Genomic DNA, 18,811 nt, shown 5'->3' on the forward strand with positions numbered 1-18,811 from the left:
TCACACAACTGACGGTCCGTCGCAAAGAGAAGTTGCCGTCTGAGAGCGAACCGAGACCGAATTCACTCCTGTGAGTGACGTTGCTTAGTACGGGTAGAACCCCTGGCCGCTCTTACGGCCCAGGTCCCCCGCGTCCACCATGCGCCGCATGATCTCCGGCGGGGCGAATTTCTCGTCCTGCGATTCCGCGTAGATATTGCCGGTGGCGTGCAGCAGGATGTCCACGCCGGTGAGGTCGGTGGTGGCCAGCGGGCCCATCGCGTGGCCGAATCCCAGCTTGCAGGCGGTGTCGATGTCCTCGGCGGAGGCGACGCCCGACTCGTACAGCTTGACGGCCTCCACGACGAGGGCGGAGATCAGCCGGGTGGTGACGAAACCGGCCACGTCGCGGTTGACGACGACACAGGTCTTGCCGACGCTCTCGGCGAACTCCCGTGCGCGGGCCAGCGTGTCGTCGCTGGTCTTGTAGCCGCGGACCAGCTCGCACAGCTGCATCATCGGCACCGGCGAGAAGAAGTGCGTGCCGACGACCCTCTCCGGGTGCTCGGTGGCGGCGGCGATCTTGGTGATCGGGATCGCGGAGGTGTTGGACGCCAGCACCGTGCCGGGGGCGGTGATCCGGTCCAGAGTGCGGAAGATGTCCTGCTTGACCTCGATCTTCTCGAAGACCGCCTCGACCACCAGGTCGGCGTCCGCCACGGCCTCCAGGTCCGTGGTGGTGCTGATCCTGGCCAACGCCGCCGCCGCGTCCGCCGCTTCGATCTTGCCCTTGGCGACGAAGCGGTCGTAGGAGGCCTTGATGCCGTCCGTGCCGCGCGCCAGCGCCTCGTCGGTGACGTCCCGCAGGACCACCTCGTAGCCGGCCTGGGCCGCCACCTGCGCGATGCCCGAGCCCATCAGTCCGGCTCCTACGACGGCGAGCTTCTTCGCCACGGCACACACCTCTCCGTTGGGGTATCTGGCCGGACCCTAGCGCCGGTTCGGGGCCCGGCGCAGCATGATGTCGGGCGCGTCACCGTGTGTCCTTGGTCGCAACGGGCCGCCCGCGCAGGCCCTACGCTCGGCCCCATGGTCAATCTCACCCGCATCTACACCCGCACCGGCGACGACGGCACGACCGCGCTCGGCGACATGAGCCGCACGTCCAAGACCGACTCCCGGATCACCGCGTACGCCGACGCCAACGAGGCGAACGCGGTCATCGGCACCGCCCTGGCGCTCGGCGGACTGGCCGAGGATGTGACGGCCGTTCTGATCCGCGTGCAGAACGACCTCTTCGACGTCGGCGCCGATCTGGCCACGCCCGTGGTGCCCGACCCGAAGTATCCGCCGCTGCGGGTCGAGCAGTCCTACGTGGACCGCCTGGAGGCCGACTGCGACACCTTCCTGGCCGAGCTGGACAAGCTCCGCAGCTTCATCCTGCCCGGCGGCACGGCGGGCGCGGCGCTGCTGCACCAGGCCTGCACGGTCGTACGCCGCGCGGAGCGGTCCACGTGGGCGGCGCTCGCCGAGCACGGCGAGGTGATGAACGCGCTCACCGCGACGTATCTGAACCGGCTCTCGGACCTGCTGTTCATCCTGGCCAGGACCGCGAACAAGGAACGCGGGGACGTGCTGTGGGTGCCGGGCGAGAACCGCTGACGCGCGCGGACCGGCGGGACCCGCTCAGGCCACGTTGACCCGCTGGCCGGGCGGGGCCGCCTCCAGCCAGGCGAGGAAACCGGTCAGCGCGTCGTCGCTCATCGCCAGCTCAAGGCGCTGGCCGCGGTGCTCGCAGGTCAGCACGACCGCGTCGGACAGCAGCGCCAGCTCCTCAGAGCCGCGCGGCTCCCTGCGGCCCTCGACCTCGATCGAGGGGCGCTCCAGCACCCGGCGCGGCCGGAAGGCGTAGGAGAAGACCCGGAACCACTCGACGCGGTCGCCGTTGTAGCGGGCCACCCCGTAGACCCAGCCCTTGCCGGTGGGCTCGGCGTCCTCGGGCAGTGCCACCCGCAGGCTGCAGTCGAAGGTGCCGCCCGAGCGCTGGATCAGCCGGCGGCGCAGGCCGAGGACGAACAGCGCGAGCAGGATCGCGCCCACGACCGCGCCGACCGCCTCAACCGAGAGGATCACGTCCACCGCTCTCCTCTCCTGGGGCTCATCGCCGCCCGCGCCACGCGCCCTGTGTGTGCTGCCCTTGCTGTGCCGGAGCCGCGGACCGCCCCTGAGGGCAGCCCGCGGCACCGTTGTCCTGCTCCAGCGGAGGCGCCGTCATGGACGGCGCTCCGCCGGTGGTGGTTCAGTGCGCGCCCGCCGCGGCGGCGAGCCGGACCTCCGCGCGGCGCTCGGCCGCCGCGTCGGCCTCGGACTTCGAGCGCTCCAGCGCCCGCTCGGCCCGTGCGACGTCGATCTCCTCGGCCAGCTCGGCGATCTCGGCGAGAATCGAGAGCTTGTTGTCCGCGAAGGAGAGGAAGCCGCCGTGCACGGCGACGACCACGGTGCCGCCCTCGCTGGTGCGGACCGTCACCGGGCCCGACTGCAGCACACCGAGCACCGGCTCGTGCGACGGCATGATGCCGATGTCACCGGACATGGTGCGGGCGATGACCATGGCGGCCTCCCCGGACCAGATGCTGCGGTCCGCGGCCACCACCTCGACGTGAATTTCGGCCAAGACGGCTCCTCGGGTCGGCACCCACCGGGTGAGGGAGGTGCGTAAGACAAAGAATAGGGGCTGCGTGAGGGGGGCAGAGACCGCCTGCCCCCCTCACGCGACGGCCACGGGTCAGTTGACGCCGAGCTTGGCGGCGTTCGCCTTGAGGTCGTCCAGGCCACCGCACATGAAGAAGGCCTGCTCCGGGAAGTGGTCGTAGTCGCCGTCCGCGATGGCGTTGAAGGCCGCCACCGACTCGTCCAGCGACACGTCGGAACCGTCCACACCGGTGAACTGCTTCGCCGCGTGGGTGTTCTGCGACAGGAAGCGCTCGATGCGGCGGGCGCGGAAGACGGTGAGCTTGTCCTCTTCGCCCAGCTCGTCGATGCCGAGGATGGAGATGATGTCCTGGAGGTCCTTGTACTTCTGCAGGATGCCCTTGACGCGCATGGCGCAGTCGTAGTGGTCCTGCGCGATGTAGCGCGGGTCCAGGATGCGGGACGTGGAGTCCAGCGGGTCCACCGCGGGGTAGATGCCCTTCTCCGAGATCGGCCGCGAGAGCACGGTCGTCGCGTCGAGGTGGGCGAAGGTGGTGGCCGGCGCCGGGTCGGTCAGGTCGTCCGCGGGGACGTAGATCGCCTGCATCGAGGTGATCGAGTGACCGCGGGTCGAGGTGATCCGCTCCTGCAGCTGGCCCATCTCGTCGGCCAGGTTCGGCTGGTAGCCCACCGCGGAGGGCATACGGCCGAGCAGCGTGGAGACCTCGGAGCCCGCCTGGGTGAACCGGAAGATGTTGTCGATGAAGAACAGCACGTCCTGGTTCTGCACATCGCGGAAGTACTCCGCCATGGTCAGGCCGGCCAGCGCGACCCGCAGCCGGGTGCCCGGCGGCTCGTCCATCTGGCCGAAGACCAGCGCGGTCTGCGGGAGGACACCGGACTCGGCCATCTCCGCGATGAGGTCGTTGCCCTCACGGGTGCGCTCGCCGACGCCGGCGAAGACGGAAACGCCCTCGTGCAGCTTGGCCACACGCATGATCATTTCCTGGATGAGGACGGTCTTGCCGACGCCCGCGCCGCCGAACAGGCCGATCTTGCCGCCCTTGACGTACGGGGTCAGCAGGTCGACGACCTTCAGGCCGGTCTCGAACATCTCGGTCTTGGACTCGAGCTGGTCGAAGGCCGGGGCCTTGCGGTGGATCGGCCAGCGCTCGGTGACCTCGGACTCGGCCTCCGGCTCGTTCAGGATCGCGCCGAGGGTGTTGAAGACGCGGCCCTTGGTGACGTCGCCGACGGGCACGGTGATGCCGTCGCCGGTGTTGGTGACCGGGGACTGGCGGACCAGGCCGTCGGTGGGCTGCATCGAGATGGCGCGGACCAGGCCGTCGCCGAGGTGCTGCGCGACCTCCAGGGTCAGCGTCTTGGTGGCGCCGGCCTGGGTCGGGTCGGCGACGTCGACCTTGAGCGCGTTGTAGATCTCCGGCATGGCGTCGACGGGGAACTCCACGTCGACGACCGGGCCGATGACCCGCGCCACCCGGCCGGTGGCGGTGGTTTCAACAGTGGTGGTCATAGTGGTCAGTCACTCCCCGCGTTCGCGTCGGCCAGGGCGCTGGCACCGCCGACGATCTCGCTGATTTCCTGGGTGATGTCGGCCTGTCGGGCCGCGTTGGCAAGCCGCGTGAGCGACTTGATCAGATCTTCCGCGTTGTCGGTCGCCGACTTCATCGCCCGGCGGCGGGCCGCGTGCTCGGAGGCGGCGGCCTGCAGCATGGCGTTGTAGATGCGGCTCTCGACGTACCGCGGCAGCAGCGCGTCCAGCACGCCCTCCGCGGACGGCTCGAACTCGTACAGCGGCTTGGCCTGGGGCTGCTTGGAGTCCCCTTCGCCTTCCGCCGACTTGTCCGAGATCGCCAGCGGCAGCAGCCGCCGGTCGACCGGGCTCTGCGTCATCATCGACACGAACTCGGTGAAGACGATGTGCAGCTCGTCCACCCCGCCCTCGGCCGACTCCGCGAGCACCGACTCGATCAGCGGTGTGGCCACCGCCTTGGCGTCGGAATACTTCGGGCTGTCCGAGAAGCCGGTCCAGGACTGCGCGACCGTGCGCTCGCGGAAGCCGTAGTAGGCCAGGCCCTTGCGGCCGACGATGTAGCTGTCGACCTCCTTGCCCTCCGCGCGCAGCCGCTCGGTGAGCCGGTCGGCCGCCTTGATCGCGTTGGACGAGTAGCCGCCGGCCAGGCCGCGGTCGCTCGTGATGAGCAGGACCGCGGCGCGGGTCGGGTTCTCGGCCTCGGTGGTCAGCGGGTGCTTGGTGTTGGATCCGGTCGCCACCGCCGTGACCGCACGGGTCAGTTCGTCGGCGTACGGGGACGAGGCCGCCACCTGGCGCTGCGCCTTGACGATGCGCGAGGCGGCGATCATCTCCATCGCCTTGGTGATCTTCTTCGTGGCGGAGACGGTCTTGATCCGGCGCTTGTAAACCCGAATCTGTGCGCCCATGCGATCAGCCCTCGACCAGCAGCGCGCCCGAGGACGTCTCGAACTGCTTCTTGAAGGCCGCGACCGCGGAGGTGAGGGCGTCGATCGTGCCCTCCTCCAGCTTGCCGGTCTCGACGATGCCGGTGAGCAGCGCCTTGTTCTCGCGGTGCAGGTAGTCGAGCAGCTCGCGCTCGAAGCGGCGGACGTCCTCGACGGGTACGTCGTCCAGCTGGCCGGTGGTGCCGGCCCAGATGGAGACGACCTGGTCCTCGATCGCGAACGGCGCGTACTGGCCCTGCTTGAGCAGTTCGACCATGCGCTGGCCGCGCTCCAGCTGCGCCTTGGAGGCCGCGTCCAGGTCGGAGCCGAAGGCCGCGAAGGCCTCCAGCTCGCGGAACTGGGCGAGGTCCACGCGCAGCCGGCCGGCGACGCTCTTCATGGCCTTGATCTGCGCGGAGCCGCCGACCCGGGAGACCGAGATACCGACGTTCAGCGCGGGGCGCTGGCCGGCGTTGAAGAGGTCGGACTCCAAGAAGCACTGGCCGTCGGTGATGGAGATGACGTTGGTCGGGATGAACGCCGAGACGTCGTTGGCCTTGGTCTCCACGATCGGCAGGCCGGTCATGGAGCCGGCGCCGAGGTCGTCGGAGAGCTTGGCGCAGCGCTCCAGCAGGCGGGAGTGCAGGTAGAAGACGTCGCCGGGGTAGGCCTCGCGGCCCGGCGGGCGGCGCAGCAGCAGCGAGACGGCGCGGTAGGCGTCGGCCTGCTTGCTCAGGTCGTCGAAGACGATCAGGACGTGCTTGCCCTGGTACATCCAGTGCTGGCCGATGGCCGAGCCGGTGTAGGGGGCCAGGTACTTGAAGCCGGCCGGGTCGGACGCCGGGGCGGCGACGATGGTCGTGTACTCCAGCGCGCCGGCCTCCTCCAGCGCGGCGCGCACGCCGGCGATGGTGGAGCCCTTCTGGCCGATGGCGACGTAGATGCAGCGGACCTGCTTCTTCGGGTCGCCGCTGCGCCAGTTGTCGCGCTGGTTGATGATCGTGTCGATCGCCAGTGCGGACTTGCCGGTCTGGCGGTCGCCGATGATCAGCTGGCGCTGGCCGCGGCCGATCGGGGTCATCGCGTCGACGGCCTTCAGGCCGGTCTGCATCGGCTCGTGCACCGACTTGCGCTGCATGACCGTGGGGGCCTGCAGTTCCAGCGCGCGGCGGGCGTCGGTCTCGATCTCGCCGAGGCCGTCGATCGGGGTGCCGAGCGGGTCGACGACCCGGCCCAGGTAGCCCTCGCCGACCGCCACCGAGAGCACCTCACCGGTGCGGTGCACCGGCTGGCCCTCTTCGATGCCGTTGAACTCGCCCAGGACGATCGCGCCGATCTCGCGCTCTTCCAGGTTCAGCGCGAGACCGAGGGTGCCGTCCTCGAACCGCAGCAGTTCGTTCGCCATCGCCGAGGGCAGGCCCTCGACCTTCGCGATGCCGTCTCCGGCAACGCTGACCGTCCCGACCTCCTCGCGCGAGGCCGCGTCCGGCTGGTACGACTGGACAAACGTCTCCAGCGCGTCCCGGATCTCCTCCGGCCGGATCGTGAGCTCCGCCATCTGGGTTCCCTGCTCTCCTTGTTGGGCCCGAAGTCTTCTTTGGGGGCGTCGGCCCAACGCGGGCCGTCAGTGCTTGTCTTTGGTGCTGCTGTGTGCCGTCGGCGGAGCCGTCAGCCGGCCATCCTGCGGGACGCCTCGTCGAGGCGGTCCGCGATCGAGCCGTTGATGACCTCGTCACCGATCCGCACCCGGACCCCGCCGAGGACCGACGGGTCCACGTCCAGGTTCAGATGCACCGGCCGGCCGTAGATCCTGGCCAGGGCGTCCCCGAGCCGACGCTTCTGCGCCTCGCTCAGCGGAGTCGCCGAGACCACCTCTGCGACCGTCCGGCCGCGGCGGGCCGCGGCCAGCTTGGACAGGGATTCGATCCCGCCCTCAAGGCTACGTCCTCGCGGCGCGGTGACCAGCCGGGTGACCAGCCGTTCCGTGACCGGTTTGGCGCGGCCGCCGAGCAGCGTGTGCAGCAGCGCGGTCTTGCCTGCGCCGTCCCCGGCCCGGCCGCTCAGCGCGGCCCGCAGGTCGCTGCTGCCGGCGGCGATCCGGCCGAAGCGGAACAGCTCGTCCTCGACCTCGTCGAGCGTGCCGTCCTGCTGCGCGGCGGTGAGGTCGGCGGTGTCCGCCAGCTGCTCCAGCGCGTCCACCAGGTCGCGGGACCGCGACCAGCGGGCCCGTACCATCCCGCTGACCAGGTCGATGCTGTCCGCACCGAGCTGGCCGCCCAGCAGCCGCTGTGCGAGCGCGGCCTTGGCCTCACCGGACTGCGCCGGGTCGGTCAGGGCGCGGCGCAGCGCCGACTCGCCGTGCAGCAGCGCGGTCACCGCGGCCAGCTCGTCGGCCAGCACGGTCGCGTTCACCGACGCGTTGTCGGTCAGCGCGTCCAGCCGTTCCCTGGCGGCGGCCAGAGCGTCGCGGCTCGCGCCGTTCATCGGGCCGCCCCGGCGCCCGCCCCGTTGCCGGCGCCGGCGTCCGCGGAGCCGTCGAGGCTGTCGAGGAAGCGGTCGATGGTGCGGCTCTGCCGGGCGCTGTCCTCAAGGGACTCGCCGACCAGCTTGCCCGCGAGGTCGGTGGCGATCCTGCCGACCTCCTGGCGCAGCGTGACGGTGACCTGCCGGCGGTCCGCCTCGATCTGGGCGTGGCCCGCGGCGACGATGGCGTCCCGCTGGCGCTGGCCCTCCTCGCGCATCTCCGCGATGATCACGGCACCCTGCTCACGGGCCTGCTCGGTGATCCGGGCCGCCTCGTGGCGGGCCTCGGCGAGCTGTGCCTTGTACTCGTCAAGCGTGCGGTTGGCTTCGGTCTGCGCCTTCTCCGCGCGCTCCAGGCCACCCTCGATCGCGTCGTGGCGCTCCGCGAGGGTCTTCTGGATGTTCGGCAGGAGCTTCTTACCGAGGATGCCGAAGACGATGAAGAAGCAGAGCAGGCCGATAACCAGTTCCGCGGTGTCGGGGATGAGCGGGTTCTGCGCCCCCTCCTCCGCAAGGAAGGCCATCATGTCTGAACCTTTCGTCGAGTGGCTACTGGTCGGGGGTCCAGGTCACTTCTGGAAGATGAAGGGGACGACCAGGCCGAGGAGCGCGAGGACCTCGCAGAGCGCGAAGCCGAGGAACATGTTGGTGCGGATGATCGGCATGGCCTCGGGCTGGCGGGCCATGGCCTCGATCGAGTGGCCGAAGACCAGACCGATGCCCACGCCGGGGCCGATGGCGGCGAGGCCGTAGGCGACCGCGCCAAGGCGGCCGGCGGTGGTGGCGGCGGCGAGGTTGACGAACTCGGCAGACATTTCCCTGTCTTCCTTTGTGATGCGGTCCGTTGGGGGGCTTCCCAGCGGAAGTCTGGTGGTGGGGTGGTGCGTGGGTTCAGGTCGTCGCCGCCGGCCCGGGGGCCGGCGGTCAGTGACCCTCTTCGAGCGCGCCGCTGATGTAGATCGAGGCGAGCAGCGTGAAGATGTACGCCTGCAGGAACTGGATCAGCAGCTCGAAGGCGGTCATGAAGATGGCCAGCGCGAACGATCCGCCGGACACCGCCGCGAAGAGGGAGGGCGTCAGCAGATACCAGGTCGCGACGCTGAACATCACGATGAGCATGTGGCCGGCGAACATGTTCGCCCAGAGCCGCACCGCGAGGGTGAAGGGCCGGGTGATCACGTTCTGGATGAACTCCAGCAGCACGATCAGCGGCACCAGCGGCTTGGGGAGGCCGTCGATCCACACCAGGTTCTTGACGCCGCCGCGGAAGCCGTGCGTCTTGAACGTCAGGTACATGTACGTGATGAACACCAGCGCGGCCAGGCCGACCGGGAACGCGAACCGCGACATCGGCGGGAACTGCGCGACCGGGATGATCGACATGATGTTCATGAACCACACGAAGAAGAAGATCGACGCGAGGAAGGGGACGTACTTGTCGCCCTTCTTGCCGATCACCTCGCGGGCGATGCTGCGGGCCACGAACGTGTAGCCGATCTCACCGATCAGCTGCATCTTGCCGGGGACCAGCTTGGGCTTGTTGAACGCCGCCCAGAAGAAGCCCACCACCAGCACCATGCAGATGATCGCCAGCAGCATCGGCTTGGTGAAGTCGAAGCTGCCGATGCTGAAGATCGGCTTGAAGTCGAACGAGTTGAGGCCCGGAGCGGGGAATGCGCAGTCGTGCTGGATGTGGCATCCAGCCTCAGCGAGCAGCGTGTGGGCACTCACCCGTGACTCCTTCGTCGTGACGCATAAGAAACGGCAACCTTGTGTGTCAGCGCGGCTGGTGAGGCCGCTGGTCGGCACGGCGGACGAGACGTGGCGAAGTCACCACGGTCCGCTGGGAGCCCGCATCGAAGACCGGGCACCCGGACTCCGTGCCGCGTCCGCGGCCCTGGATCCGAATACACCGATGGGCGCGGGGGCAGCACCTTCCTCAAGCGTGAGGGGCCTCCACGTCCAGATGCGTTTCCGGACGATAGCAGATGGAATTGCAGCCTCTTTACCCGCCCCTTGGCATCCCGCATCATTCGGCCGGGGGTACGGAGGGGACCGGGTCGACGTACAGCATCCGCGAGGTGAGGCTCTGCTTGACCTGGCCGCCGACCCACGACAGCGCGGTCGCCAGCAGGGTCAGGCCGAAGGCGCGGCCGCTGAAGAGTGTGGTGTCCTTGAAGACGACGACGAAGACGCCGATCATGAGGATCTGCACGGCGTAGACCAGCATCCCGGCGGCCATGGCGATCTGCGGCCGGTCCTCGGTCATGGTCATCAGGACCCAGGAGCCGAAGGCGAAGAACACCGCGACCACCGCGACCGCCACCAGTCCGCCGACGAGGCCTTTTTCGCCTGCGAGTACGGCGCTGAGGACGGTGGCGACAACTCCTACGGGTGCGGCGACAAGCGCGGCCCCCTTGAGGATGCGGGCGTCGTTCTGCTGCATGGTCGGCTCCTCCGGCGGGAGTTGGGGCAAGCGGATGTCGTCGGAGACGAGCGTAGTCAGGGACGGAGGGTGTGCCTCACGCCGGTAGACCGCTCTTCCGGTCTATCGGCGCCTTCCCTGCTTTCGTGAACGGTATCACAAAGTATTTGATGCGGTCTTTACCATGGACGTGTGCTGCCTGTCACAGGACTATGCTCACGACACGCCGTCCGTTTTTCCTCGGATGTCCCGGGAGTTCGCGGCTCAGTTGCGGGTGTCGACCGGGCTGCGGCGGTCCGATCGCCGCTCCGACCTGCGATCGGGCAGTTGCGAACGGTCACCGATCGCCGTCGAGCCGTTCAGCGCCGGGCGGTCGGGCGAGCGCATCTCCCGCTCCGCCGCGGCCGCTCCCGCGGCCAGCCGCCGGCGGCGGCGCCGGTAGCGCGGCGGGACCACGGACTCCGCCCAGTCGGGGGCGGCCGGCTTGAAGCGCGGCAGCAGCAGGACGACCAGGCCGACCGCGCTGAGCGCGACGATCACCAGCACGATCCACAGGCTGGAGGAGTTGACCGAGAAGGCCACCGCGGCGAAGGCGAACAGCGCGCACCAGAAGTACATGATCAGCACCGCGCGGCTGTGCGAGTGCCCGATCTCCAGCAGCCGGTGGTGCAGGTGGCCGCGGTCGGCGGCGAAGGGCGACTGGCCCTTCCAGGTCCTGCGGACGACCGCGAGGACCAGGTCGGCGGCCGGGATGGCGATCATCGTCAGCGGCAGCAGCAGCGGCATGTAGACGGGCACCATGAAGTGCACGGTCTGCCGGGTCGATCCGGTGAAGGAGGTGATCGCGTCGGGGTCGACCTGCCCGGTGATGGAGATCGCGCAGGAGGAGAGCACCAGGCCGATCAGCATCGAGCCCGAGTCGCCCATGAAGATCCGCGCCGGGTGGATGTTGTGCGGCAGGAAGCCCAGGCACATCCCGATCAGGATCGCGCTGAAGAGCGTCGCGGGCGCGGCCGCCTCGACGCCGTAGCCGTACCACATGCGGTAGGCGTACATGAAGAAGGCGACCGACGCGATGCACACCATGCCGGCCGCGAGGCCGTCCAGGCCGTCCACGAAGTTCACCGCGTTGATGGTGATCACCACCAGGGCGACGGTGAGCAGCGTCGACTGGACCGGGGTCAGCGCGACCGGGCCGATGCCGGGCACCGGCAGCCACAGGATGGTGAGGCCCTGCAGCACCATCACGCCGGCCGCGATCATCTGCACGCCGAGCTTGATCAGGGCGTCCACGCCCCACTTGTCGTCGAGCACGCCGAGCAGCCAGATCAGCCCGGCCCCCGACAGCAGCGCGCGCGGCTCGTTGGACAGCGCGAAGACGTCGCCGATGTTCGACAGGTGCGCGGCGACCAGCAGGCCCGCGCACAGGCCGCCGAACATGGCGATGCCGCCGAGCCGCGGGGTGGGCTCGCGGTGCACGTCACGGGCCCTGATGGGCGGCATGGCGCCGGCGGCGATGGCGAACTTCCGCACCGGCCCGGTCAGCAGGTACGTGACCGCTGCGGCGACGAAAAGGGTCAGCAGATACTCGCGCACGAGCCGCCTCCGACAGTTTCGGGGGCGTAGCGGTGCTGCGCACACGTCCGGGGGTGGTACCTCACAGCGTCACACCCTAGTGGTGGGCGGGCCGGGTCGGCGAACACCTGGTGAGACTCACAGGCAGCCGGTGCCGGTTGCACCCGCCCCGCGCGCGCTTTCAGGACGGCCGGACGGTGGCGCCGACACCGGTCAGCGCGGTCACCATCGGGTCGAGCGCGGTGTGGATCTCCTCACCGATGCTGCGGAAGTACGAGATGGGGGCGCCGTACGGGTCGCCGACCTCGTCGGCGTCCGGGCTGGGGGCCAGCAGCCAGCCGCGCAGCGCGGCGGCGGCGCGGACCAGCGCCCTGGCCCGCTCGGTGACGCTGCCCTCGGGCAGGGTCGTGGTGTCTATGGCCCGCACCAGCCGGGTGAACTCCTTGAGCGTGAAGGTCCGCAGGCCCGCCGCGTGGCCCATCGAGATGACCTGGGCGCGGTGGTCGCGGGTCGCGGTGAGCACCAGGTCGGCGTCGATGACGTGGTCGTCCAGCAGTTCCCTGCCGGTGAAGCCGGAGGGGTCGGCGCCGTATTCGGCGAGCACCGCGGCGGCGTGCGCCTCCATCGGGGCGCCCTCGTGGCCCCAGGTGCCCGCCGACTCCACCAGCATGCCCGCCGCGCCGCCGCCGAGCCGCCGGGCCAGGCCGTGCCTGGTCAGCCGCTCGGCCATCGGCGAGCGGCAGACGTTGCCGGTGCAGACGTGGAGGATACGGAAGACGTCACCGGTGTCCCCCGGGACGACGCGCTGGACGTACTGCGTGTGCCCCCGTATGCCGCGCCCGTCGGGCGTGGTCAATTGCGCTCCTCCAAGTCGGGTACGACCTTGCGCAGCTCCTCGGCGCTGATGGCACCGGCCCGCAGCAGCACCGGCACCTTGCCGGTGACGTCGACGATGGAGGACGGGACGGCGGCCGGGGTGGGCCCGCCGTCCAGGTAGACCGCCACGGAGTCGCCGAGCATGCCCTGGGCGGCGTCGCAGTCCTGCGGCGAGGGCATGCCGGTGAGGTTGGCGCTGGAGACGGCCATCGGCCCTGTGGCGGTGAGCAGTTCGATCGCGACCGGGTGCAGCGGCATGCGTACGGCGACGGTGCCGCGGGTGTCGCCGAGGTCCCAGGACAGCGACGGCTGGTGCTTGGTGACCAGGGTCAGCGCGCCCGGCCAGAAGGCGTCGACCAGCTCCCAGGCCTGCTCGGAGAAGTCGGTGACGATGCCGTGCAGGGTGTTGGGCGAGCCGACGAGGACCGGCGAGGGCATGTTGCGCCCGCGGCCCTTGGCCTCCAGCAGGTCGCCTACGGCATCGGCGTCGAAGGCGTCGGCGCCGATGCCGTAGACCGTGTCGGTCGGCAGTACGACGAGTTCGCCGCGCTTGATCGCCGACGTGGCCTCGCGCAGGCCGGTCGCCCGGTCGGTCGCATCCGAGCAGTCGTATCGCCGTGCCATGAGATGACCTCCGAAAGGTGCTGTGCTGCTGCCGGGTCCTGCGCCCGGTCGGCCCGCCTGGTCACGGCAGGGCCTTGCGGGCCGAGGTGAAGCGCGGGCGGTTGTTGAGATCGGGGTGGTCGGCCGCGTCCGCCCAGCCCGCGTCCTCCTTGAAGATCCACGGCACCTGGCCGCCCTGCGAGTCGGCGTGCTCGATGACGACGACCCCGCCGGGCCGCAGCAGCCGGTGCGCGGTGCGCTCGATGCCGCGGATGGTGTCGAGGCCGTCCTCGCCGGAGAAGAGTGCCAATTCCGGGTCGTGGTCGCGTGCCTCGGGTGCCACATGCTCCCACTCGGTGAGCGGGATGTAGGGCGGGTTGGAGATGACCAGGTCGACCTGGCCGTTCAGTTCGGGGAAGGCGGTCAGCGCGTTGCCCTGGCACAGGTCGACCTTGCTGCCCTCGACGTTGGCGCGGGCGTAGTCGAGCGCGTCCTCCGACAGCTCCACGGCGTGCACGCGGGAGCGCGGCACCTCCTGGGCCAGCGCGAGGGCGATGGCGCCCGAGCCGGTGCACAGGTCGACGATCAGCGGTTCCGCGACGTCCATGGCCCTGACCGCGTCTATCGCCCAGCCGACGACCGACTCGGTCTCCGGGCGGGGCACGAACACCCCGGGCCCGACCCGCAGTTCGAGGTAGCGGAAGAAGGCCCGGCCGGTGATGTGCTGGAGCGGTTCGCGGGCCTCGCGGCGGGCGATGGCCTCCCAGTAGCGGGCGTCGAACTCGCTGTCGGCGACGCTGTGCAGCTCACCGCGTTTGACGCCGTGGATGTACGCGGCCAGCTCCTCGGCGTCGAAGCGCGGCGACGGCACCCCGGCGTCGGCGAGCCGCTGGGCGGCCTGCGCCACCTCGGCGAGCAGCAGGTTCACCGTCCGCCCCCTCAGCCCGCGTCGCCGGCCGCGGCCAGCTTGGCGGCGGAGTCAGCGTCCACGCAGGCCTGGATCATCGGGTCGAGCTCGCCGTCCAGGACCTGGTCGAGGTTGTAGGCCTTGAAGCCGACGCGGTGGTCGGAGATGCGGTTCTCCGGGAAGTTGTAGGTGCGGATGCGCTCGGAGCGGTCGACGGTGCGCACCTGGCTGCGGCGGGCGTCGGACGCCTCGCGCTCGGCCTCCTCCTGCGCCGCGGCCAGCAGCCGGGAGCGCAGGATGCGCATCGCCGACTCCTTGTTCTGCAGCTGGCTCTTCTCGTTCTGGCAGGAGACGACCAGGCCGGAGGGCAGGTGGGTGATGCGGACCGCGGAGTCGGTGGTGTTGACGGACTGGCCGCCGGGGCCCGACGAGCGGTAGACGTCGATCCGCAGGTCGTTCGGGCCGATCTCGACCTCGACGTCCTCGGCCTCGGGGGTGACCAGCACGCCGGCCGCGGAGGTGTGGATACGCCCCTGGGACTCGGTCGCGGGCACCCGCTGCACCCGGTGGACGCCGCCCTCGTACTTGAGCCTGGCCCAGACGCCCTGGCCTGCGTTCGTGGTCTGTCCGCCGCGGGACGGAGGGGCCTTCACGGCGACCTGGACGTCCTTGTAGCCGCCGAGGTCGGACTCGTTGGCGTCCAGGATCTCGGTCTTCCAGCCGACGCGCTCGGCGTAGCGCAGGTACATCCGCAGCAGGTCGCCGGCGAAGAGCGCCGACTCCTCGCCGCCCTCCCCCGCCTTGACCTCAAGGATCACGTCCTTGTCGTCGCTGGGGTCGCGCGGCACCAGCAGCAGCCGCAGCCGCTCGGTGAGCTCGTCGCGCTCCTTGTCAAGCTCCTTGACCTCGGCGGCGAAGTCCGGGTCGTCGGCGCCGAGTTCGCGCGCGGTCTCGATGTCGTCGCCGGTCTGCCGCCACGCCCGGTAGGTGCTGACGATGGGGGTCAGCTCCGCGTACCGCTTGTTGAGCCTGCGGGCGTTCGCCTGGTCGGCGTGCACCGCGGGGTCGGCAAGCTGCTTCTCGAGGTCGGCATGCTCGCCGATCAGTTCCTCGACCGCCTCGAACATCATCAATCCCTAGCTGGAAGGAGTCTGGAAGGAGTAGGTGGGACGACAAAGCGCCGGTCCGGTCGCCCTGGGGTGGGCGACCGGGAACCGGCGCTTTCGGGTCGCTACTTCTTCGCGGACCCGGCGGCCTTGCCGAAGCGGGCCTCGAAGCGGGCCACACGGCCACCGGTGTCGAGGATCTTCTGCTTGCCCGTGTAGAACGGGTGGCACTCGGAGCACACTTCGGCGCGGATCTGGCCGCTCGTCTCGGTGCTGCGGGTGGTGAACGAGGCGCCACAGGTGCAGGTGACCTGGGTCTCGACGTACTCGGGGTGGATCTCGCGCTTCAAGGGTGCTCCTAGGTTCGGGAGGGCGCCGGGTCGCTCCGCGGGTTTGCGTCACGTGAACCGGGGCCGGCGGACCAGTCTGCCAGCACTGGCCGCATCTCCCAAAACCAGGTCGGGACCGGGATAATTCCCCCGCGGTACGATATGGGGTTCCCACAGGTCAGCGGCCTGTCAGGGCTTCCTTCCCGCGGGGGCCGACGGGCCGACGACCTTGCCCGCGTCGACCCTGTCGGCCGCGGAGCCCTGGACGGCGGCGGCGGGGACGGCCTTGTCGGCGCGCAGCGCGGACCACACCATCGCGGCCTTGGCGTCGATGGGCTGCACCCGGTTGCGGTTCGCGGGGTCGTAGCGCACCGGCAGGGTGACCATGTGGATGCGGCCGGACTTGAGGTTCCTGACGCTCTGGGCCAGGCCCATCAGCCTGCCCACCGAGCCGAGCCCGGTGTCGGTGGTGACGGCGCTGGTCGCGGTGTCGGCGACGGAGAAGAGCTTGGTGGGGCTGGTCAGCACCCCCAGGCCGCTGAGCCGGTCCATGAGCGCCTTCAGGAACGCCTGCTGGAGCTGTATGCGTCCCAGGTCGCTGCCGTCCGCGACGCCGTGCCTGGTGCGGACCAGGCCGAGCGCCTGGTCCCCGTCCAGGGTGTGGTCGCCGGCCGCCAGCGTCAGGTGGCTCTTGGGGTCGGCGATGGCCGCCGTGGTGGTCAGCGGGACCCCGCCGAGCGCGTTGACCAGGTCCTTGAAGCCGGTGAAGTCGACCTCGACGTAGTGGTCCATCCGCAGCCCGGAGAGCTTCTCCACCGTCTTGACCGCGCAGGCGGGCCCTCCGACCTCGTAGGCGCTGTTGAACATCGCCTGCCGGGCCGCGGGCGCGGTGCCGCCGCCGGGCTTGGCGCAGGCGGGGCGGTCGATCAGGGTGTCCCGGGGGATGCTGACCACGCTGGCGCGCTTGTGGCCCTTGGCCAGGTGCACGATCATCGCGGTGTCCGAGCGGGCGGTGCCGCTGTCGTGGCCGTAGCCGCGGTTCGCCCCCGAGCGGGAGTCCGAGCCGAGCACCAGGATGTCCATCGAGCCGTTGCCGAGCTTGACCGGGCGGTCGCGGCCGAGCGCCGAGTCGATGTCGACGCTGTGGATGTTGCCGTTGAGCCGGAAGTAGACGTAGCCGGCGCCGCCCGCCCCCGCCAGCACCACTCCCGCCGCCACCCACGCGGTGATCCGCAGGCCCCGGCGCCGGCGCCGGGGCCCCTTGAGGGCGGTGGCGCCGGGCGGCGGCTGGGTGTCGCCTGTGCCGGACATTCCTCCATCGTGCGCCGCCCCTGCCCGGGTCGGCATCCGGGGGAAAACCGGCTCGTCCGCGTACCCCCAGGTCAGGGGGCACGCGGACGACTTTTACGTCACGCTGGGCGACGGGTGGTGACCCGGGCCCTCGTGGCGTCAGCCCAGCTCGTTGTAGATGTTCCACCCGGCGCAGACCTCGACCCGGCCCGCCAGGGGCGTGGTGGCCGATCCAGTGCCCTTGTAGAGCCACAGCACGCCCGACCGGTCGCGGGCCACCAGGTCCGCGCGGCCGTCGCCGGTGATGTCACCGACGGTGGCGATGATGTTGTAGACGCTCCAGCCGCCGCCGACGCGCGTACGGGTCAGGAAGGGCGTACGGCCCGATCCTGTGCCCTTGTAGAGCCACAGCGCACCGGAGCCGTCCCTGGCCACCAGGTCCGGGTGGCCGTCGCCGGTCAGGTCGCCCTTGCCGTAGACGACACCGGCGTAGACGCCCCAGCCGCCGCCGGTTCCCAGCCTGGCGCCGAAGGTGCCGGCGCCGGTGCCCGGGTAGAGCCAGGAATTGCCGCTGTCGTCGGTGGCGAACAGATCGGTCAGGCCGTCGCCGTTCAGGTCGCCGGGCGCCGCGATGGACCGCATGGAATTCCATCCGGAGCCGACCCTGGTGGTGCCGCCGCCGGGCTTGCCGTTCGAGAAGAACAGCTGGCCGTCGGTGGTGCGGGACAGCATGTCCTGGAAGCCGTCCCTGTTGAGGTCCGCCTGCCTGACGACGGTGGTGCCGGCGAAGGTGCCGCCGGTGACCCGGTTGGCGACCTTGCCGCCCAGCGACGCGTACCAGTAGGCGGCGCCCGCCGGGGTGACGGCGAAGATGTCCGCCTTGTCGTCCTGGGTCCTGTTGGTGTCGTCCACCCGGGGCTCGATCGCGCCCGCGAAGGCGCTGACCCGGCTGAAGACGCTGTAGGCGCCCTTGGCGACGCAGTTCGTGACGCCCCAGGACACCACGCCGACGATCCGCCCGCCGACCACCAGCGGGCCGCCGGAGTCGCCGTTGCAGGCCGATGTCGTCCCCGCGTCGGAGCCGGACGCCGGGGCGCCCGCGCAGACCATGTGGGCGGAGACGTAGTCGCTGCCGTAGGCGGCGGAGCACGCGGGTGCCGACACGATCGGCATCGACGCCTTCTTCAGCGTCTGCGACAGGTCCTGGCTGCCCGAGGACGTCCGCCCCCAGCCGTAGAGCGTCGCCGCGGTGCCCGCGGCGTACGACGCGGTGTCGTTCGACGTGGTGATGGGCAGCGGCTTGGCGGCCACGGGGGTGAGCAGGGTCAGTACGGCCACGTCGTTGTCGTAGGTGACCGTGCTGTACGACGGGTGGCTCCACTGGCGCGCGACCGCGGTGGCGGTGCCGCCGTGGAGGTTCGCCGGGCCCTCGGGATCGTCGGGATCGTCGGTGGGCAGCTGGTCGGTGCCGGTCACGACGGCGCCGTAGGTGAACCAGTCGAAGCCGTGCACGCAGTGCGCGGCGGTGAGGATCTTCGTCGGGGACACCACGGTGCCGCCGCAGAAGAAGCCCTCGTCGTCCGAGGTGCCCTCGGTGCCCTTGTCGTCGTAATACCAGAGCTGGGCCATCCACGGCGCGGTGGAGACCGTCGTCGTCGTACCGCCGATGATCTGCGGGTCGACCGTGCCGCCCACCAGGCCCGACGTGGACGTCGGGGCGGCGAGCGAAGCGCGGGTACGGCTGTGGTCGGCCGTGACCGCGCCTGCTATTCGGGCGCTCAGCGCGGCCGGCGCCGGCGCCGAGGGGTGCGCGGCGGCCGGGAGCACCGGGGGCTGCACGGCGCCGGCGTGGGCCGGCGACATCAGCAGCACACCGGCGGCGCCGACACCGAGCGCGGCCACGCCGGCGGCGACCGGACCGCGCCGCCGCCGCCGGTGGCCGGCACCCTTGCGGGCAGGGAACATCCACGACTCCTGTCGTCGAGTACATGAGCCGCCGCCCGCGGCGAGGACACGGCGGGCGGCG

Annotated in this window: 20 protein-coding genes; 1 reads left to right on the plus strand and 19 read right to left on the minus strand. The window is 70.5% G+C overall.

From position 1 onward, the window contains the following. Positions 1 to 84: 84 nt before the first annotated feature. Positions 85 to 933, minus strand: coding sequence for a 3-hydroxyacyl-CoA dehydrogenase family protein (locus tag OG900_12490; protein WUH90833.1), 849 nt, complete (start codon positions 931 to 933; stop codon positions 85 to 87). A gap of 135 nt (positions 934 to 1,068) precedes the next feature. Between OG900_12490 and OG900_12495 the strand changes: the two genes are divergently transcribed. Then, positions 1,069 to 1,641: a cob(I)yrinic acid a,c-diamide adenosyltransferase gene (locus tag OG900_12495; protein WUH90834.1), complete on the plus strand. Its 573-nt coding sequence runs from the start codon at positions 1,069 to 1,071 to the stop codon at positions 1,639 to 1,641. Positions 1,642 to 1,665: 24 nt separating this feature from the next. On the opposite strand, the gene OG900_12500 is transcribed toward OG900_12495, so the two are convergent. The 18 genes from OG900_12500 to OG900_12585 all read right to left on the minus strand — a co-directional run bounded on the left by OG900_12500 (position 1,666) and on the right by OG900_12585 (position 18,750). Then, a complete protein-coding gene (locus OG900_12500; GenBank protein WUH90835.1) occupies positions 1,666 to 2,112 on the minus strand; it encodes a DUF2550 domain-containing protein in 447 nt (148 codons plus the stop codon). A gap of 166 nt (positions 2,113 to 2,278) precedes the next feature. Further along, positions 2,279 to 2,653, minus strand: coding sequence for a F0F1 ATP synthase subunit epsilon (locus tag OG900_12505; protein WUH90836.1), 375 nt, complete (start codon positions 2,651 to 2,653; stop codon positions 2,279 to 2,281). 111 nt (positions 2,654 to 2,764) lie between these two features. After that, a complete protein-coding gene (atpD, locus tag OG900_12510; GenBank protein WUH90837.1) occupies positions 2,765 to 4,204 on the minus strand; it encodes a F0F1 ATP synthase subunit beta in 1,440 nt (479 codons plus the stop codon). A gap of 5 nt (positions 4,205 to 4,209) precedes the next feature. Next, positions 4,210 to 5,133, minus strand: coding sequence for a F0F1 ATP synthase subunit gamma (locus OG900_12515; protein WUH90838.1), 924 nt, complete (start codon positions 5,131 to 5,133; stop codon positions 4,210 to 4,212). A gap of 4 nt (positions 5,134 to 5,137) precedes the next feature. Beyond that, positions 5,138 to 6,709 (minus strand): F0F1 ATP synthase subunit alpha, encoded by a 1,572-nt coding sequence (gene atpA / locus OG900_12520; GenBank protein WUH90839.1) that lies wholly within the window; start codon positions 6,707 to 6,709, stop codon positions 5,138 to 5,140. A 110-nt stretch (positions 6,710 to 6,819) separates the two neighbouring features. After that, positions 6,820 to 7,635: a F0F1 ATP synthase subunit delta gene (locus tag OG900_12525; protein ID WUH90840.1), complete on the minus strand. Its 816-nt coding sequence runs from the start codon at positions 7,633 to 7,635 to the stop codon at positions 6,820 to 6,822. Beyond that, positions 7,632 to 8,201: a F0F1 ATP synthase subunit B gene (locus OG900_12530; protein WUH90841.1), complete on the minus strand. Its 570-nt coding sequence runs from the start codon at positions 8,199 to 8,201 to the stop codon at positions 7,632 to 7,634. Before OG900_12530 ends, OG900_12525 begins: the two co-directional genes overlap by 4 nt. Before the next feature lie 42 nt (positions 8,202 to 8,243). After that, positions 8,244 to 8,489 carry an ATP synthase F0 subunit C gene (gene atpE, locus OG900_12535; GenBank protein WUH90842.1) on the minus strand — a complete coding sequence of 82 codons (246 nt, stop codon included), beginning with the start codon at positions 8,487 to 8,489 and terminating at the stop codon, positions 8,244 to 8,246. A 109-nt stretch (positions 8,490 to 8,598) separates the two neighbouring features. Next, positions 8,599 to 9,405 (minus strand): F0F1 ATP synthase subunit A, encoded by an 807-nt coding sequence (gene atpB, locus OG900_12540; protein WUH90843.1) that lies wholly within the window; start codon positions 9,403 to 9,405, stop codon positions 8,599 to 8,601. Between the two features lie 298 nt (positions 9,406 to 9,703). Beyond that, positions 9,704 to 10,120: a hypothetical protein gene (locus OG900_12545; GenBank protein WUH90844.1), complete on the minus strand. Its 417-nt coding sequence runs from the start codon at positions 10,118 to 10,120 to the stop codon at positions 9,704 to 9,706. 243 nt (positions 10,121 to 10,363) lie between these two features. Beyond that, on the minus strand, positions 10,364 to 11,695 hold the full coding sequence (locus tag OG900_12550; GenBank protein ID WUH90845.1) for an undecaprenyl/decaprenyl-phosphate alpha-N-acetylglucosaminyl 1-phosphate transferase: 1,332 nt from the start codon (positions 11,693 to 11,695) through the stop codon (positions 10,364 to 10,366). 160 nt (positions 11,696 to 11,855) lie between these two features. Then, positions 11,856 to 12,506 carry a protein-tyrosine-phosphatase gene (locus OG900_12555; protein ID WUH95730.1) on the minus strand — a complete coding sequence of 217 codons (651 nt, stop codon included), beginning with the start codon at positions 12,504 to 12,506 and terminating at the stop codon, positions 11,856 to 11,858. A 20-nt stretch (positions 12,507 to 12,526) separates the two neighbouring features. Then, entirely contained in the window at positions 12,527 to 13,174 is a 648-nt protein-coding gene (locus OG900_12560; GenBank protein WUH90846.1) for an L-threonylcarbamoyladenylate synthase, read from the minus strand. A gap of 61 nt (positions 13,175 to 13,235) precedes the next feature. Beyond that, entirely contained in the window at positions 13,236 to 14,081 is an 846-nt protein-coding gene (prmC, locus tag OG900_12565) for a peptide chain release factor N(5)-glutamine methyltransferase (GenBank protein ID WUH90847.1), read from the minus strand. Between the two features lie 11 nt (positions 14,082 to 14,092). Further along, positions 14,093 to 15,187: a peptide chain release factor 1 gene (gene prfA / locus OG900_12570; GenBank protein ID WUH95731.1), complete on the minus strand. Its 1,095-nt coding sequence runs from the start codon at positions 15,185 to 15,187 to the stop codon at positions 14,093 to 14,095. 104 nt (positions 15,188 to 15,291) lie between these two features. Then, positions 15,292 to 15,516 (minus strand): 50S ribosomal protein L31, encoded by a 225-nt coding sequence (gene rpmE / locus OG900_12575; protein WUH90848.1) that lies wholly within the window; start codon positions 15,514 to 15,516, stop codon positions 15,292 to 15,294. Between the two features lie 168 nt (positions 15,517 to 15,684). Next, positions 15,685 to 16,806 carry an LCP family protein gene (locus OG900_12580; protein ID WUH90849.1) on the minus strand — a complete coding sequence of 374 codons (1,122 nt, stop codon included), beginning with the start codon at positions 16,804 to 16,806 and terminating at the stop codon, positions 15,685 to 15,687. Between the two features lie 138 nt (positions 16,807 to 16,944). Next, on the minus strand, positions 16,945 to 18,750 hold the full coding sequence (locus OG900_12585) for a trypsin-like serine protease (protein ID WUH90850.1): 1,806 nt from the start codon (positions 18,748 to 18,750) through the stop codon (positions 16,945 to 16,947). Between the last annotated feature and the right edge of the window lie 61 nt (positions 18,751 to 18,811).

The organism is Streptomyces sp. NBC_00433 (genome assembly GCA_036015235.1).
Classification (GTDB): domain Bacteria; phylum Actinomycetota; class Actinomycetes; order Streptomycetales; family Streptomycetaceae; genus Actinacidiphila.